We start from the raw sequence: 16,564 nt of genomic DNA, 5'->3' as shown, positions 1-16,564 counted from the left end.
CGCTGGTGCGGTCACGACCTATCGACATGAGTGAACACATCCCAGCGGCAACCAAGTCTCCCCGGCGAAAGAGCGGGATGCTGAAACGTTTTTGGCGAAGGGTACGTGGCCCCTTGGCAAACTCGCCGATGGTCCGCTCGATGATCGCTTTTCTGATCACGCAGTTTTTCCGGCTGGTCAATGCTACCAACCCGAGGCTTCCCGGTTCCTCCGATCTAGAGGAAATGAAGCGTGGCGGCGAGCCTTTCATAGCTGTTGCCTGGCACGGCCAGCACCTGATGGCGCCATTCCTGATGCCGCGTGGTGTTCGCTTTGTTGCCATGTTCTCGAAAAGCAAGGACGCTGAACTCAATGCACGTGTCGCTGAACGCTTTGGCGTCGAGATCGTGCGCGGTTCAGGTGGAAGGGACCGGGTAAGGGGGACGGTAAAGGGTGGTGCGCGCGCCTTGCTCGCCTTGAAAAAAGCACTCAAGGAAGGTAAGACCGCTGCCATGATTGCTGATATCCCGCACGGGACGCCGCGTGAATCCGGAATTGGCGTCATCCTTCTTGCCAAGCTGTCTGGCCGCCCAATTCTCCCGATTTGCTACCTGACGTCTAAACGAAAAGTCTTGGAGAAGAGCTGGGACAAGACCGCCATTCCCTTGCCCTTTGGCAGGTCGGGGCTGATTATTGGCGACCCTATTTTCGTGCCGGAGGATGCCGACGATGCAATGCTTGAAGCCAAACGTGTCGAATTGACCAATAGTTTGAATGCGAACACCGTTCGGGTGCATGAGTTGGTGGATGGTAGAGCATGAGCGAACGTTGGGCTAGATTTGTCCTGAGCACCTATCGATGGGTCGGTGCAGCAGCCTTCCCGATTGTTGGCGCCTATGTGGCTTTCCGCGCGAGCAAAGGCAAGGAAGAGCGCGGTCGTCATGGCGAGCGCTACGGCAATGCGAGCGTTGCCCGCCCTTCGGGGCCACTCATTTGGGTTCATGCGGCCAGTGTGGGCGAGACATCGGCTGTCACGCCGCTTGTGGAAGCAATTATCGACACAGGCATCCATGTGGTCCTGACGACGGGCACCGTCACATCTGCGAAGATGGTGCAGGAACGCCTCGGGGACCGGGTCATTCATCAGTATGTCCCGCTCGACCTGAAGCCTGCAGTCGATCGTTTTCTAACCCACTGGCAGCCCGACCTCGCAGTCATCTGCGAATCCGAAATCTGGCCGATGACGATCCTCGAACTCGGGACGCGGCGGGTCCCGCAAGTTCTCGTCAACGGCCGTTTGTCGGATCGCTCTTTCGCATCGTGGCACAGGCGCGCGTCAATCGCCGAAGCTTTGTTTGAAAACCTTGCGCATGTTGTCGCCCAATCCGAAGTCGATGGCGAACGGTTCCGCGCCCTTGGTGCAAGGCCGGTGACGGTTTCGGGCAATCTGAAGGTCGACACCGCCGTGCCGCCGGTAAACAATGCAGAGCTTGCTTCGCTCCAGCGTATGATCGGATCGCGCAAGATTTGGGCGGCCATTTCGACCCACCAGGGCGAAGAGGCGGTCGTTGCGCAGGTCCACCATATGCTGAAGGCGCGGCATCGCGACTTGCTGACCATCATCGTTCCCCGCCATCCGGATCGTGCAGCGCAGATTGCAGCCGAGATTGAGAAGTTGGGCATGAAGGTCGCGCTACGGAGTCGGGGAGATCAGATTGAGCCCGATACCGACATTTATCTTGGCGATACGATAGGCGACATGGGACTTTATCTGCGGCTGACGGAAATCGCCTTTGTCGGCCGCTCGTTGACGGCCCAAGGCGGGCAGAACCCCCTGGAACCCGCCATGCTGAAGTCCGCTATTCTTTCCGGGCGAAATGTCCAGAATTTCCGCGACTCCTACCAGCGTCTGATCAAGAATGGCGGCGCCAAGCTTGTACGCGACAAGGACATGTTGGCTGGCGCGGTGAATTACCTTTTCAACAACCCTGTAGAACGCCAAATCATGATCGATGCCGGGTTAAAGACCGTCGAAGACATGCGCGGCTCGTTGACCCGCACCATGACCGCGCTTGAACCCTTTATCCAGCCTCTGGTCTTGCAGGCACGTCTGAGCAATCGCGAAGGCTGGAAATGACGAGCGAAGCGCCTCCGTTCTGGTGGGAGAAACCGGACTGGCGCGCTCGGGCTCTGAGCCCTCTTTCAAAAATATATGGAATAGTTGCCGGACGGCGTATGCGCCGGGCCAAGCCGCCAGCCATACCTTTGCCTGTACTGTGTATCGGTAACTTCACCTTGGGCGGAGCAGGCAAAACGCCGACATCCATAGCGTTTGCACAGGCGGCGACCGCAGCAGGCCTCAAGCCAGGCATTGTTTCGCGTGGCTATGGCGGCGCATTCTCCGGTCTGCACCGCGTTGATCGGGACCACGACAGTGCCCGCCATGTTGGTGACGAGCCGATGCTGCTCGCACGGCATGCACCGGTGGTCGTGTGCACAGACCGTCTTGCCGGTGCAGAGTCGTTACAGGATGCGGGGTGCGACTTCATCATCATGGATGATGGCTTTCAAAGCGCCCGTCTTCACTTCGACTATGCTCTGCTTGTCGTAGATGCCGGACGCGGCATCGGCAATGGCCACGTCTTTCCGGGTGGGCCCTTGCGCGCGCCCTTGACCGACCAGTTGGTTCGTACCGACGCGTTGCTGAAGATCGGCACGGCCAACAGAGCTGACAAACTGGTCCGAAACGCTGCGCGTGCGGCCAAGCCCGTTTACGAGGCCGTCCTCAAACCCAAAGCACTGGAGGGGATAACCGATAGACGCTTGCTCGCTTTTGCAGGCATTGGCGATCCATCCAAATTTTTCAGGACGCTTGAAGAGGCGGGTGCAAAGGTCGAGCAAACAAGATCGTTCCCCGACCATCACCCCTATAAGGACGAGGACGTTGCCGATCTTGTAAGGGACGCCGGCAAGGACGGTCTTACTTTGATTACAACGGCAAAGGACCAAGTGCGGTTGCTGGACGGTAGCCCGGCCGCGAAAGAGTTCGCGTCGCGGGTCCTGGTTCTGGAGGTGGAGCTCGTTTTCAGTCATCCTCAGACTGCGTTACGCATCATTCGGGAAACGCGAGATCGCGCCCGGATGCGTTCTCTCAAACGCTCATAACCGCCCGCGGAAATTCCGAATTCTCGGCGGTGCTTCGCGCATGGGTATGTCGAGATTGCGTCCGGTCGTCTGGCTGAAGTTGCGGTCATTCGAGAAGAGAATATTGCCTCCGCGCCGAATTTCGACGGAAAGCGCAACGCGCGGCACCGATCCACTCGCTGGAATCTCGATTTCATATGCCACGGGGAAATAGCCGTTGCGGTTGAGTGTGAAACTCGTCCCCCCGATCTTGGGCATGTGGGAGGAATTCCCTCCTGTGGCGTCATAGGCATTGATGTATACGACGGAACTTGCCGTAAGCCACGTATAGGGAGAACCTCGCAGATAGCCGCGTATGGTTTTCGTTGGTCCGCTATAGGTCGGCTCGCGGCTCGCGCTATCTGTGGTGCAGCCACTCGCCAGCGTAGCGGCAGCAAGAAGCGAAAGTAGTACCGCGCGCCTCGAGCGCATCTCAGGCCTTGCTGCGTTGACGCAGAGCGGGGTTCATCTCGATCTCGCACTCCAATGAAATCCGTGCGTCGGCGTAGGCTTCCTGCCGCGCGACGCTCCAGTACTTCAGTTCGTCAAGCGGGATCTTTTCGGAGGTAACGGAACACAAGACATAGGAGCCCGGCGACAGGACCTGGAAATCGCCGTCGAGATAGCGGATTTTGGCTTCGCGCGAGCCAGGGCCTTCAAATCTGTTCATAAATGCGTTCCGGTTTTATCAATTCATTTCATTTAGGCGCCCGGGGTCGTGCCGGTCAAGACTCACCTGCGGCCAAACAAGCGCTCAATGTCTGTCAACTTCAATTCAATATAGGTGGGGCGGCCGTGATTACAGGTACCGGAGCCTGGCGTTTCCTCCATCTGGCGCAGCAGGGCATTCATTTCGTCAGGTTTCAAGCGTCGTCCGGCGCGAACAGAGCCATGGCACGCCATGGTCGCGGCAACGTGATCGAGAATGGCTTTAAGACCGTCGGATGTATCGTGTTCGGCAATTTCATCCGCAAGATCGCGGATCAGTTTCTGCGTATCGATTTCTCCCAGCATGGAGGGCGTTTCACGCACGACAATCGCACCTGGCCCGAAAGATTCAATGCCGAGGCCGAAGCGCGCCAATGTCTCCGCGTGGGCTACAAGCCGCCCGACATCTTCTTCCGGCAAATCAACGATTTCGGGGATAAGCAGCATCTGCGCGGGCAGGGGCTGCGAATGAAGCGCATTTTTCAGTGCCTCATAGACCAGCCGCTCGTGTGCCGCATGTTGGTCGACAATGACCAGACTGTCTTCTGTCTGTGAGACGATATAATTGGCATGGATCTGCGCTCTTGCGGCCCCGAGTGTTGTCGACAACAGCTCGTGTGGAGCCTCAGCCATCCCAGCCCGTGTGTCCGTGGTAAGCGCCGTTGCACCATCGTAAAGGAAGGTTTGAACCGTTTCCGCAAAACCCTCTCCACCATGCAGTGCGGCTGGCTCCGTAGCGAACGGGCGATAGGGCGATTGCTGGACATTGTAGTTCTGATTGACCGCAGCTGCGCCCTGCCAGCGCTGTGCTGCTGCTGGTCGGATTGGTCCCATGCCGCCAAGTCGGAATGAATTCAGCATCGCCTCGGCACCGCTGGTCGCGGCGCGGATGCCGGATTGGCCGAGTGCTTCGCGAATTGCCCCGACGATCAACCCCCGCACGAGCCCAGGATCACGGAAGCGCACATCGGCTTTGGCCGGATGCACATTGACGTCAACAAGAGCCGGATCAAGATTGAAGAAAAGCACGACTACCGGATGCCGGTCGCGCGAAATCACATCGGCATAGGCGCCGCGTATCGCGCCCCAGATTTGCTTGTCGCGGACGGGTCGTCCGTTCACATAGGCGAATTGCTGCAGGCTGTTGGCGCGATTGAATGCAGGAATGCCAGCAAAGCCAGATAGGCGCACACCATCGCGCATTGCATCGATAGCAATGGCGTTTTCGGGAAACTCCTTGCCGAGCACCTGCGAAATGCGCTCCAGCATACCTGCCGATCCCGCACCGGTTGCGGCAAGATCCAAAGGTGTGCGGTCGCTTCCGGCAATGGAAAAGCGGATATGCGGAAAAGCGATCGCGACGCGTTTGACCACATCGCTTATGGCGGTAGCTTCGGCGCGATCCGTTTTCATGAACTTCAGTCGTGCAGGCGTCGCAAAAAACAGATCACGCACTTCTGCGATCGTTCCGCCATTCATCGGCGTCGGGCGAGGCCCCTCCAGGCGTCCACCGTGAACGTTGACTTCAAATCCGGAATCCGCCTCGGCTATTCGCGATTTCATCGAAAGCCGTGATACCGAGCCGATTGATGGCAGTGCTTCACCGCGAAAGCCGAGCGCGCGTATGTCATGAACATTGTCGGTAAGCTTTGAAGTACAGTGACGCGCAACGGCCAGAGGCAACTCGTCCGAAGGAATACCGGATCCATTGTCGCTGACGCGGATCAAATTCTTGCCGCCGCCGGCGGTAACGATGTCGATGCGGGTTGCGCCGGCGTCGATAGCATTCTCGACGAGTTCTTTCACTACGCTCGCCGGGCGTTCGATGACTTCGCCCGCGGCGATCTGGTTTATGATTGTTTCGGTCAGCTGCTTGATAGCCATCGAAAACCTATACTGGATTCGTCCTTCGACGGAAATCCGGCGGGTTGGCTGTCCTCAGGAAACATTTGGACATCCATCTGGCTTTGGACACAAGTTTGATGATAGGGCTTTTCCACATCAAGGAGGAAACTCAAATGGCCAATTCGAAGCCGTCCTTTGTCTGGACTGATCCCTTTCTCTTGGAAGATCAATTGACCGAAGACGAGCGGATGATCCGCGACAGCGCCCGCGCCTTCGCGCAAAGCGAGCTGCTGCCGCGTATCGAAGAGGCCTATCTGGAAGAGAAGACCGATCCCGAACTTTTCAGGCTGATGGGCGATTCCGGCCTTCTTGGTGTGACCTTGCCTGAAGAATACGGTACCGCCGGAGCATCTTATGTCGCGTATGGTCTTGTGGCGCGAGAGGTGGAGCGTGTCGACAGCGGTTATCGCTCCATGATGAGCGTTCAGTCGTCGCTGGTCATGTATCCGATCTATGCCTACGGCTCCGAGGAGCAGCGCAGGAAATACCTGCCAAAGCTTGGCTCGGGTGAGTGGATTGGTTGTTTCGGCCTGACCGAGCCTGATGCCGGCTCTGATCCGGCGGGGATGAAGACCCGCGCGACAAAAGTCGCGGATGGCTATCGGTTGTCCGGCTCGAAGATGTGGATTTCCAATTCACCCATAGCCGATGTTTTTGTCATCTGGGCTAAATCTGACGCGCATGATGGCCAGATCAGGGGATTCGTCCTGGAAAAGGGCATGCAGGGTCTTTCTGCGCCCAAGATCGGCGGGAAGCTTTCGCTGCGCGCATCGATAACGGGCGAAGTCGTCATGGATGGCGTCGTCGTTGGTGAAGAGCATCTGCTGCCGAATGTTTCCGGCCTGAAGGGCCCTTTCGGTTGCCTCAATCGCGCCCGTTACGGCATCTCCTGGGGTGTGATGGGCGCTGCTGAGGATTGCTGGCAGCGCACTGTGCAGTATGGACTTGATCGCAGGCAGTTCGGGCGGCCGCTGGCCGCTACGCAGCTATTTCAGAAGAAATTCGCGGACATGCAGACTGAAATCGCGCTTGGACTACAAGCCGCGTTGCGCGTTGGCCGTCTGATGGACGAAGACAAAGTCGCGCCAGAGATGATCAGTCTGATCAAGCGAAACAATTGCGGCAAGGCGCTGGATATTGCCCGTGTCGCCCGCGACATGCATGGCGGCAATGGCATCCAGATCGGCTATCATGTCATGCGCCACGCGCAGAACCTTGAGACGGTCAATACCTATGAGGGCACGCATGACGTGCACGCCCTCATTTTAGGCCGCGCCCAGACGGGTATCCAGGCGTTCTTCTGAGGCTAGCCTTTCCGCTGTTGGACGATGCCATAAATATTGGTTGAGCGTGCGCCAGAGCGGCAGTAAGCAAGAACCGGGCCACTGGCTTCATCCAAAGCGGCAGCCATGGCGTCGACGTCGTCCTGGGTCAGTTGACCGGAGATAACCGGAACATAATAAATCGGAATGCCTGCTTTTTCGGCAACCTGAGAAATTTCTGCGAAATCTGGCTGGTCCGGCGATTCGCCGTCCGGACGGTTGCAAATCAGCGCCTGATAGCCCGCGGCAACAATATCGCGCACATCATCGGGTGAAATCTGGCCGGTCACGGCAAAATCTTCGTCAATTTGACGGATGTCCATTTTTTGTCCTTGGAAGAGTTGGTGTCGAAGTACCATACATCAAACGGAGGCCAATGCCATATCAAAGCATCTTTACACTCTGTCCATGCCTATTAAATCAGCATATATAACTATGTGACTAAAGTATGAGCTAAAGGGGGTTGCGAAAGAGTCGGAACCAAACATCTTGCAAAAAATGCATTGACTATGAAAACCCATAATATGCTGATAATTTTGAATAATTCAGATGTCTTTAACCGACGAACACGACTTGGCACGCTCGTTGCTTAGAACTCCTTTGGTACCAACAACCAAAAGAGGGGTTCACCTTAATGTTCAATCTACCAGCCAGATTTATCGGGACTTTGGCGGCCGCCGCGATGGGTGCGTCACTGGCAATGTCACCCGCGAGCGCCGCGGACGACACGATCAGGGTCGGCATTCTGCATTCGCTATCCGGGACGATGGCGATTTCCGAAACGACCCTCAAGGATACGATGCTGTTCTTGATCGACGAGCAGAACAAAAAGGGCGGTGTTCTCGGCAAGAAGCTTGAAGCTGTGGTGGTTGATCCGGCATCCGATTGGCCGCTCTTCGCCGAAAAGGCACGCCAGCTGATCGAGCAGGATAAAGTCGCCGCCGTATTCGGCTGCTGGACATCTTCCTCGCGTAAATCGGTTCTGCCGGTTTTCGAAGAGCTGAACTCGATGCTGTTCTATCCTGTCCAGTACGAGGGTGAAGAAAGCTCGCGCAATGTGTTCTATACGGGCGCAGCGCCGAACCAGCAGGCTATTCCAGCCGTCGATTATCTAGCCAAAGAAGAAGGCGTCGAGCGCTGGGTTCTCGCTGGCACCGATTACGTCTATCCGCAGACCACCAACAAGATCCTCAAAGCCTATCTCAACGCTAAGGGCGTCAAGGATGAGGACATCATGATCAACTACACGCCATTCGGCCAGTCCGATTGGCAGACGATCGTGTCCGATATCAAGAAGTTTGGTTCCACCGGCAAGAAGACGGCCGTGGTTTCGACCATCAATGGCGATGCGAACGTGCCCTTCTACAAGGAACTCGCTAACCAGGGCATCAAGGCTGAAGACATTCCGGTCGTTGCCTTCTCGGTCGGCGAAGAAGAATTGGCTGGTCTCGATACAAAGCCGCTCGTCGGCCACCTCGCAGCCTGGAACTATTTCCAGTCGGTTGATGCGGACGCAAACGCCGAGTTCATCAAGGAATGGCATGCCTATACGAAGAACGACAAACGCGTGACCAACGATCCGATGGAAGCAACCTATATTGGCTTCAACATGTGGGTGAAGGCTGTTGAGGCCGCAGGCACCACGGATTCCAACGCGGTTATCGATTCGATCGTCGGCACTTCCGTTCCAAATCTTTCCGGCGGCTACGCAACCATGATGCCCAATCATCACATCACCAAGCCTGTGCTGATCGGTGAAGTGCAGGACGATGGCCAGTTCGACATCGTCTACCAGACGCCCGGCCTCGTCGTCGGCGATGAATGGTCCGATTACCTTCCGGGCTCCAAGGATCTGATTTCTGACTGGCGCAAGCCGATGTCGTGCGGCAACTTCAACGTTGTCAGCGGCAAGTGCGGTGGCGTTACCAACTAGGGGTTTGAACTCCCACTCCCAGGCTTCGGGTCCGGGCACATCCGAAGCTGACTCCATCCCCGCCTTGCATGTGGGGATGGAGTTTCCGCCGAAAATTTCAACACAGGATTGATTGATGCGATTGAACCGCCTGCTGTCCGTATTCATTCTGATACTTGGCGCTTGTTGTCACATTGCCCAGTCCAATGCGCAGACTGTTGATGACGCGAAGCTACGGCCGCTTGTTCAGGCACTTGCCGGCGACAAATTCGAGGACACGACCAAGGCCATCTCGGACTTGGTCAAAACCGGCGATCCCCGCGTCTCCAAAATCCTCGATGCGCTCAGCGCCGGTGATCTTTACGTGGCAAAAGCCGACAAGACTGTCTTTCTTGGCAAACGTGACGGTTCGGACTACGCCGCAACCGATCCGCTGACCGGGACAAAACTCGATCCCGTGCCGCGGTCATCCGCCGAAAAGATCAAGGTCAACAATCGCTTGCGCCGTGATATCGCTGCCGCAATCGGTGGCCTGACACTGATGAGTGACAATATCGCCGAGCGCCGTTCAGCCGCAGAAGCTATCCTGAAGACCCGCGATCCGGAGTCGATCCCGCTATTGGATCAAGCCATCGCCGCGGAACAGGACGCGGGCGTCAAAGCGCTCATGCAACAGGCCAAAGCCGCTGCTGTTCTGAATTCCGAAGCGGCAGACGATGTGAAAATTGCCGCCATCACGGAAGTGAGTGCCGGCAACAGTCGCGACGCTCTGGGCTTGCTTACTCCGCTTGAGGGCGTTCAGGGTCCGGTTGGCGAAGCGGCGAAGGCTGCCATCGGCCGCATCAATACCAAGCTCGCTTTGTGGAATGGCGTCCAGAATGTCGTTTACGGCCTGTCACTGGGTTCGGTTCTGCTGCTTGCGGCTATCGGCCTTGCCATTACCTTCGGTGTCATGGGCGTCATCAACATGGCACATGGCGAGATGGTCATGATCGGCGCCTATACGACGTTCGTCGTGCAGCAGATTATCCGGGCGTCTGCGCCTGGCCTGTTCGACTACTCGCTGCTCATAGCTCTCCCCGCCGCATTTCTCGTTTCCGGTGGGATAGGCGTGGTCATCGAGCGCGGCATTATCCGTTTTCTCTACGGACGTCCTCTTGAAACGTTGCTGGCGACCTGGGGCATTTCGCTTGTGCTGCAACAGGCCATTCGCTCCTGGTTCGGGGCATCCAATGTGCAAGTCGGCAATCCATCCTGGATGGCCGGGTCTTTCGACCTTGGCTTGATCACACTGACATGGTCGCGCCTGTGGATCATCGTTTTCGCTTTATCCGTCTTTGCCATCCTGCAACTGGTCCTGAAGAAGACCATGCTCGGTTTGCGGATGCGGGCAGTCACCCAAAATCGCCGTATGGCCTCGTCTATGGGCATCAGGACGCCATGGGTCGATGCACTTACATTCGGTCTTGGCTCCGGCATCGCCGGTATCGCTGGTGTCGCCCTTAGCCAGATCGACAACGTCAGTCCCAATCTTGGCCAAGGCTATATCATCGACAGCTTCATGGTTGTTGTCTTTGGCGGTGTCGGCAATCTCTGGGGCACATTGGTCGGCGCCATGTCGCTCGGCATCGCCAACAAGTTCCTCGAGCCTTTCGCCGGCGCTGTCCTAGGCAAGATCGTCGTGCTTGTGCTTATCATCCTGTTCATCCAGAAGCGCCCGCGCGGTCTCTTCGCACTCAAGGGAAGGGCGATAGAGGCATGATCACCCAATGGTTTCTCACCCATGTTGACCGGCGCGGCGGGATTGTCATTGCGCTGCTCATCGCGATCGCCTTCCTCGTGCCGCTTTCAAACCTCCTGCTGCCGGAAACTTCGGCTCTGCACATCCCCACCTATCTGGTATCGCTGATCGGCAAGTACCTGACTTATGCGCTGCTAGCAGTCGCGCTTGATCTGGTCTGGGGTTTCTGCGGGATCCTTTCGCTCGGTCACGGTGCGTTTTTTGCGTTGGGTGGCTACGCGATGGGCATGTATCTGATGCGCCAGATCGGCCCGCGCGGTGTCTATGCCGATCCGGTGCTTCCGGATTTCATGGTTTTCCTGAACTGGAAGGAATTGCCGTGGTTCTGGTACGGCTTCGATAACTTCTGGTTCGCAGTGCTGATGGTCGTGCTGGTGCCGGGAGTTCTTGCGTTTGGCTTTGGCTGGCTCGCCTTTCGCTCCCGCGTCACGGGCGTTTATTTGTCGATCATCACCCAGGCGCTGACCTATGCGCTGCTGCTGGCTTTTTTCCGCAACGACATGGGTTTTGGCGGCAATAATGGCCTGACGGATTTCAAGGATATCCTCGGCTTCAACATCCAGGCTGGAACCACCCGCTCCATGCTGTTCGCGGCAACCGCGCTGTTTCTGGCGCTGGCCGTCTTCGTGTCGAGTTTCATCATTCGATCCAAGCTCGGCAAGGTCCTGGTCGGCGTCCGCGATGCGGAAAGCCGCATGCGTTTTCTGGGCTATCGTGTCGATCGCTACAAGCTGTTTGTCTGGACCATTTCGGCAATGATGGCGGGCATAGCCGGTGCGCTCTACGTGCCGCAGGTCGGCATTATCAATCCGTCGGAATTCGAGCCGGCCAATTCCATCGAGGCCGTTATCTGGGTTGCCGTGGGCGGCCGTGGTACGATCATCGGACCCATCATCGGCGCTGTACTGGTCAATTTTGGCAAGACCTATTTCACAGCCGCATTCCCGGAAATCTGGCTGTTTGCGCTGGGCGCGCTATTCATTATCGTTACCCTGTTCCTGCCGAAGGGCATCCTCGGCCTCTACGGTTCGTGGAAAACCAAACTGGCTGACCGCGCCGCGCGCAAGAAGGACAGGCCCCCTCCGCCAGTTGCCACCGAGAATGCGCACCTTCCCGAACCTCAGGCAGCGGAATAGATCATGAAAGGCAAGGATACCCTTCTCTATCTCGATGGCGTTTCGGTCTCGTTCGATGGATTCCGCGCCATCAATAATCTGTCGCTTGTGCTGCAGGCCGGAGAAATGCGCGCCATTATCGGTCCGAATGGTGCCGGCAAGACGACCATGATGGATATCATCACCGGCAAGACAAAGCCCGATGCTGGCGACGTTTATTTCAATGGCGAAGTGGACCTCACCAGGCATGACGAGGCGGAAATCGCTTTGCTCGGTATCGGCCGCAAATTCCAGAAGCCGACGGTTTTCGAAAGCCACACGGTTGAAGACAATCTGGTGCTGGCTCTCTCCGGTCCGCGTTCGGCGTTTGCAGCACTTTTCCATAAACAGAGCGCGAACGAAGCCGAACGGATCGAGGATATTCTTTATACGATCCGCCTAAATGAGAAACGCGACTGGCTCGCGGCGAACCTTTCGCACGGCCAAAAGCAGTGGCTCGAGATTGGCATGCTGCTGGCGCAGGATCCGAAGCTGCTGCTGGTCGACGAGCCGGTGGCGGGGATGACCGATGCCGAGACTGCGGAAACGGCCAAGCTGTTGCGCGAAATCGCCAAGACGCGGTCGGTGCTCGTCGTCGAACATGACATGCATTTCGTCCGCGAACTCGATGTAAAGGTGACGTGCCTGCACGAAGGTTCGGTGCTGGCCGAAGGCTCGCTTGATTTCGTCAGTAATGATCAGCGTGTGATCGAGGTCTATCTTGGCCGATAAAAAGCAATTCCAGAAAAAGTGGCGTTCGGTCTTCCGTCCGGAATTGCGTCAAAAAGAGCAAGGAATTCTCCCATGCTGACGATTGAAAATGCGTCTCTGCACTATGGCGCCGCGCAGGCCCTGCGCGGTGTGTCGCTGCAAGTGAAACCGAAATCGATCACCTGTGTTCTCGGGCGTAATGGCGTCGGCAAGACCAGCATGCTCAGAGCCATCGTCGGTCAGCACCCTCTTTCCTCCGGTTCGATCAGTTTTGAAGGATCGGCTTTGGGAAAGAAACCACCCTATGATCGCGCTCGCGCCGGCATCGCTTTTGTTCCGCAGGGGCGCGAGATTTTCCCGCTGCTGACCGTCCGCGAAAACCTCGCAACCGGTTTTGCTGCCGCCACGCGCGGCAATCGCAATGTCCCCCCGGAAGTCTTCGAACTGTTTCCGGTGTTGAAGACGATGCTCGGGCGGCGCGGTGGCGATCTTTCCGGTGGTCAGCAGCAACAGCTTGCCATCGGCCGCGCGCTGGTGACACGACCGAAACTGTTGGTTCTCGATGAACCGACCGAAGGTATTCAGCCTTCGATCATCAAGGATATTGGCCGCGCAATCCAGTTCCTGCGCGATCAGGCGGGCCTCGCAATCCTTCTTGTCGAGCAGTATCTCGATTTCTGCCGCGAACTCGCCGATCACGTCTACATTATGGATCGCGGCGAGATCGTCCATTCCGGCGATGCCGCCAGCCTTGATAAACCGGAAGTGCGCAAGTTCCTGACCGTTTGAAAACTTGGCTTGCTGATTGTACAAGATCATCGCTAGGGTCGCTTTAAGAGGAGCAACCCCGCATGATCGACAAGCTGGAATTTTTCATCGCTTTGGCGCACCACAAGCATTTCGGCCGGGCCGCAGAAGAATGCGGCGTCACCCAGCCGACGCTTTCAGCAGCTATCCGCCAGCTTGAAGATACGCTCGGTGTTGTACTCGTACAGCGCGCCTCACGCTTCAATGGCCTGACATCGGAAGGTCAGCGCGTGCTTGAATGGGCCCGCCGCATTGTCGGCGATACCCGCACGATGCGCGAGGAAATCCGCGCTGCCCGCTTCGGCCTTGCCGGGCACGTGAAGATCGCCGCCATTCCGACGGCACTCGCCATGGTCTCGCGGCTGACAACGCCGTTCCGCGAAAAGCACCCTGATGTTACATTCTCCGTAACCTCGCGAACATCGCTTGAAGTATTGACGCTGCTCAGCAATTTCGAGATCGATATCGGTATCAGCTACCTGGATAATGAGCCGCTCGGGCGCGTGACGTCCGTGCCGCTTTACACCGAGCGCTACCAACTCATTACTTCGTCGGGCAATACCTACTCCGATCGGAAGTCGGTCACATGGGCGGAGGTGGGGCAGTTGCCGCTGTGCCTCCTCACCATGGACATGCAGAATCGCCGCCTCATCAACAAGCATTTGCAGGAGGCAGGGATCGAGGTTCACCCGACACTCGAGTCTAATTCCATGATTGTGCTTTTCTCGCACATAAGAACCGGAAAATGGGCTAGCATTATGCCGCTCAACCTTGCCGAGACGTTGGGATTTGCGGAACCGATCCGTGCAATCCCCATCGTCGAGCCTGACGCGCGCCACCTCGTTGGACTGGTCGCTGCGGATCGCGAACCACATACACCATTGGTTTCGGCGCTGTTGCACGAGGCACGCGCATTGGCTCTAAGTATGAATATGGTTTGATAGAAATTTTCTATCGCTCAACGAGACTGCGGTATTGATAATGCCACGCATCTTTGATCTATTTCGGGGTGTGGGGAGAAACAAGGGAGGGCGTTGCACGATATGCAAAGCGCAAGTACCGATATCGCCAGTAGAGCGATAGGCATCATCGATCAACTGAAGGGCAAAGAAGGCCCGCTTCTTCCAATTCTGCACGAGTTGCAGGGCGAGTTCGGCTATGTTCCACCGGAAACGCTGCCGTTGATTGCGCAGGCCCTCAACATTTCCCGCGCCGAAGTCCATGGCGTTTTTACCTTCTATCATGACTACCGCGATCATCCAGCCGGCCGGCATGTCCTGAAGCTTTGCCGCGCTGAAGCGTGTCAGTCCATGGGCGGCGATGCGCTTGCCGACCGGGCGCGTCAGCTTCTCGGAATCGACTGGCATGGCACGACCGCCGATGGTGCGGTGACGCTTGAGCCGGTCTATTGCCTCGGCCTTTGTGCCTGCGCGCCTGCCGCGATGCTCGACGACGAGGTGATTGGACGTCTCGACGCCGAGCAGATCGAGGAAATCGCGGCGGAGGTGCGGCTATGACAGTCACTTTTTATGTTCCGCGCGATTCCGGCGCCTTGGCGCTTGGTGCCGAGAAAGTCGCCAGATCCCTGCAGACTGAAATCGACACACGCAACCTCGATGCGCGAATCGTCCGCAATGGTTCGCGCGGTATGTATTGGCTGGAGCCGATGGTCGAGGTCGAAACGCCAAGTGGCCGTATCGCCTATGGCCCGGTCAAGGCCTCCGACGTGGCGGCGCTGCTTGACAGTGGCATGGCCGAGGGCGGCGGGGTGCATCCTCTCTGGCTCGGCCTCATCGATCATCACCCCTTCCTTGCCAAGCAGACACGTCTGACTTTTGCCCGTTGCGGCATCACAGATCCCGTCTCCCTCGAAGATTATCGTGCCCATGATGGTCTGAAGGGCTTGGAAAACGCTCTCAAGCTAACGCCTGCCGAAATCGTGGCGAAGGTGACGGAGTCCGGCTTGCGCGGTCGCGGCGGTGCGGGCTTCCCGACCGGTATCAAATGGAAGACGGTTCTCGAAACCACGGGTTCGCAGAAATATATCGTCTGCAACGCCGATGAGGGGGATAGCGGTACTTTTGCCGATCGCATGATAATGGAAGGCGATCCCTTCGTGTTGATCGAGGGCATGACCATCGCTGGCATCGCCGTTGGCGCAACGAAGGGTTACATCTACACGCGCTCTGAATATCCGCATGCCATTGCTGTCATGAACGAAGCGCTGGAGATCGCTCGTGAGGGCGGCGTCCTTGGGCCGTCCGTGCTTGGGTCGTCCTATGCGTTTGACATAGAGGTCCGCGTCGGCGCAGGCGCCTATGTCTGCGGCGAGGAAACCGCGTTGTTGGAAAGCCTCGAAGGGCGCCGCGGCATTGTTCGCGCCAAGCCGCCGCTGCCAGCGCATAAAGGCCTTTTCGGTAAGCCAACCGTCATCAACAATGTCATCTCGCTAGCGTCCGTTCCTGTCATCCTCGACAAGGGCGCTCCTTTTTACAAGGATTTCGGCATGGGCCGCTCTAGAGGCACCATCCCGTTGCAGATCGCCGGCAACGTCAAATATGGCGGTCTCTTCGAAGTTGCCTTTGGTCTCACGCTCGGCGAAATCGTCGACGATATTGGCGGTGGCACGGCGACAGGACGTCCGGTCAAGGCTGTGCAGGTCGGTGGCCCGCTCGGCGCCTACTTCCCGCGCGAACTTTTCGATACGCACTTTGACTACGAAGCCTTCGCCGCAAAGGATGGCCTCATCGGTCATGCTGGTTTGGTGGTTTTCGATGACAGCGTGGACATGCTGAAGCAGGCGCGTTTCGCCATGGAATTCTGCGCGATCGAATCCTGCGGCAAATGCACCCCCTGCCGCATCGGTTCAACTCGCGGTGTCGAAGTCGTCGATCGCATCTCGGCGAACATCGAGCCTGAAAAGCAGATCGAGGTTTTGACCGACTTGTGCAATACGATGAAGTTTGGCTCGCTCTGTGCGTTGGGTGGTTTCACGCCCTATCCCGTCATGAGCGCTCTCACCCATTTTCCTGAAGATTTCCGCCCCGCGCCAATCGCCGTAGCGGCGGAATAGGAGCTGTTT

At 57.3% G+C, this 16,564-nt stretch carries 16 protein-coding genes; 12 read left to right on the top strand and 4 right to left on the bottom strand.

Annotation, left to right across the window (positions count from 1 at the left end; all coding sequences use genetic code 11):
- Nucleotides 1-26 precede the first annotated feature (26 nt).
- Genes N8E88_RS13200 through lpxK form a run of 3 tightly spaced genes read left to right on the top strand, consistent with a single transcriptional unit; the run spans nucleotide 27 to nucleotide 3,144 of the window.
- The gene (locus tag N8E88_RS13200) at nucleotides 27-800 is read left to right on the top strand and encodes a lysophospholipid acyltransferase family protein (RefSeq protein WP_262294067.1); all 774 of its coding nucleotides are present in this window, start codon (nucleotides 27-29) and stop codon (nucleotides 798-800) included.
- A complete protein-coding gene (waaA, locus tag N8E88_RS13195; RefSeq protein ID WP_262294066.1) occupies nucleotides 797-2,116 on the top strand; it encodes a lipid IV(A) 3-deoxy-D-manno-octulosonic acid transferase in 1,320 nt (439 codons plus the stop codon). The genes N8E88_RS13200 and waaA overlap by 4 nt, the downstream gene beginning before the upstream one ends.
- A complete protein-coding gene (gene lpxK, locus N8E88_RS13190; protein ID WP_262294065.1) occupies nucleotides 2,113-3,144 on the top strand; it encodes a tetraacyldisaccharide 4'-kinase in 1,032 nt (343 codons plus the stop codon). Before waaA ends, lpxK begins: the two co-directional genes overlap by 4 nt.
- Here lpxK and N8E88_RS13185 read toward each other — a convergent pair.
- The 3 genes from N8E88_RS13185 to mutL form a co-directional block, all read right to left on the bottom strand.
- On the bottom strand, nucleotides 3,139-3,594 hold the full coding sequence (locus tag N8E88_RS13185) for a hypothetical protein (protein ID WP_262294064.1): 456 nt from the start codon (nucleotides 3,592-3,594) through the stop codon (nucleotides 3,139-3,141). The genes lpxK and N8E88_RS13185 overlap by 6 nt on opposite strands.
- A gap of 1 nt (nucleotide 3,595) precedes the next feature.
- Nucleotides 3,596-3,832: a DUF2093 domain-containing protein gene (locus N8E88_RS13180; protein ID WP_262294063.1), complete on the bottom strand. Its 237-nt coding sequence runs from the start codon at nucleotides 3,830-3,832 to the stop codon at nucleotides 3,596-3,598.
- Between the two features lie 62 nt (nucleotides 3,833-3,894).
- Nucleotides 3,895-5,754, bottom strand: a complete 1,860-nt coding sequence (gene mutL / locus N8E88_RS13175) for a DNA mismatch repair endonuclease MutL (RefSeq protein ID WP_262294062.1) — start codon at nucleotides 5,752-5,754, stop codon at nucleotides 3,895-3,897.
- Nucleotides 5,755-5,888: 134 nt separating this feature from the next.
- Between mutL and N8E88_RS13170 the strand changes: the two genes are divergently transcribed.
- Nucleotides 5,889-7,079 carry an acyl-CoA dehydrogenase gene (locus N8E88_RS13170; protein ID WP_262294061.1) on the top strand — a complete coding sequence of 397 codons (1,191 nt, stop codon included), beginning with the start codon at nucleotides 5,889-5,891 and terminating at the stop codon, nucleotides 7,077-7,079.
- A 2-nt stretch (nucleotides 7,080-7,081) separates the two neighbouring features.
- On the opposite strand, the gene N8E88_RS13165 is transcribed toward N8E88_RS13170, so the two are convergent.
- On the bottom strand, nucleotides 7,082-7,420 hold the full coding sequence (locus tag N8E88_RS13165) for a protein tyrosine phosphatase family protein (protein WP_262294060.1): 339 nt from the start codon (nucleotides 7,418-7,420) through the stop codon (nucleotides 7,082-7,084).
- 359 nt (nucleotides 7,421-7,779) lie between these two features.
- On the opposite strand from N8E88_RS13165, the gene urtA reads away from it, so the two are divergent.
- The 8 genes from urtA (at nucleotide 7,780) to N8E88_RS13125 (ending at nucleotide 16,555) form a co-directional block, all read left to right on the top strand.
- Nucleotides 7,780-9,030 (top strand): urea ABC transporter substrate-binding protein, encoded by a 1,251-nt coding sequence (urtA, locus tag N8E88_RS13160; RefSeq protein WP_410010715.1) that lies wholly within the window; start codon nucleotides 7,780-7,782, stop codon nucleotides 9,028-9,030.
- Between the two features lie 115 nt (nucleotides 9,031-9,145).
- Nucleotides 9,146-10,771 carry an urea ABC transporter permease subunit UrtB gene (gene urtB, locus N8E88_RS13155; protein ID WP_262294058.1) on the top strand — a complete coding sequence of 542 codons (1,626 nt, stop codon included), beginning with the start codon at nucleotides 9,146-9,148 and terminating at the stop codon, nucleotides 10,769-10,771.
- Nucleotides 10,768-11,946: an urea ABC transporter permease subunit UrtC gene (urtC, locus tag N8E88_RS13150; protein ID WP_262294057.1), complete on the top strand. Its 1,179-nt coding sequence runs from the start codon at nucleotides 10,768-10,770 to the stop codon at nucleotides 11,944-11,946. The genes urtB and urtC overlap by 4 nt, the downstream gene beginning before the upstream one ends.
- A gap of 3 nt (nucleotides 11,947-11,949) precedes the next feature.
- Nucleotides 11,950-12,696 carry an urea ABC transporter ATP-binding protein UrtD gene (urtD, locus tag N8E88_RS13145; protein WP_262294056.1) on the top strand — a complete coding sequence of 249 codons (747 nt, stop codon included), beginning with the start codon at nucleotides 11,950-11,952 and terminating at the stop codon, nucleotides 12,694-12,696.
- 72 nt (nucleotides 12,697-12,768) lie between these two features.
- Nucleotides 12,769-13,464, top strand: a complete 696-nt coding sequence (gene urtE, locus N8E88_RS13140) for an urea ABC transporter ATP-binding subunit UrtE (protein WP_262294055.1) — start codon at nucleotides 12,769-12,771, stop codon at nucleotides 13,462-13,464.
- A 62-nt stretch (nucleotides 13,465-13,526) separates the two neighbouring features.
- Nucleotides 13,527-14,423: a LysR family transcriptional regulator gene (locus N8E88_RS13135; protein WP_262294054.1), complete on the top strand. Its 897-nt coding sequence runs from the start codon at nucleotides 13,527-13,529 to the stop codon at nucleotides 14,421-14,423.
- Between the two features lie 102 nt (nucleotides 14,424-14,525).
- Nucleotides 14,526-14,999 (top strand): formate dehydrogenase subunit gamma, encoded by a 474-nt coding sequence (locus tag N8E88_RS13130; protein ID WP_262294053.1) that lies wholly within the window; start codon nucleotides 14,526-14,528, stop codon nucleotides 14,997-14,999.
- Nucleotides 14,996-16,555 carry a formate dehydrogenase beta subunit gene (locus N8E88_RS13125; protein ID WP_262294052.1) on the top strand — a complete coding sequence of 520 codons (1,560 nt, stop codon included), beginning with the start codon at nucleotides 14,996-14,998 and terminating at the stop codon, nucleotides 16,553-16,555. Before N8E88_RS13130 ends, N8E88_RS13125 begins: the two co-directional genes overlap by 4 nt.
- The last annotated feature ends 9 nt before the right edge of the window (nucleotides 16,556-16,564 follow it).

Source organism: Phyllobacterium zundukense (genome assembly GCF_025452195.1).
Classification (GTDB): Bacteria; Pseudomonadota; Alphaproteobacteria; order Rhizobiales; family Rhizobiaceae; genus Phyllobacterium; species Phyllobacterium zundukense_A.
This window is presented reverse-complemented; position numbering and strand designations above follow the sequence as displayed.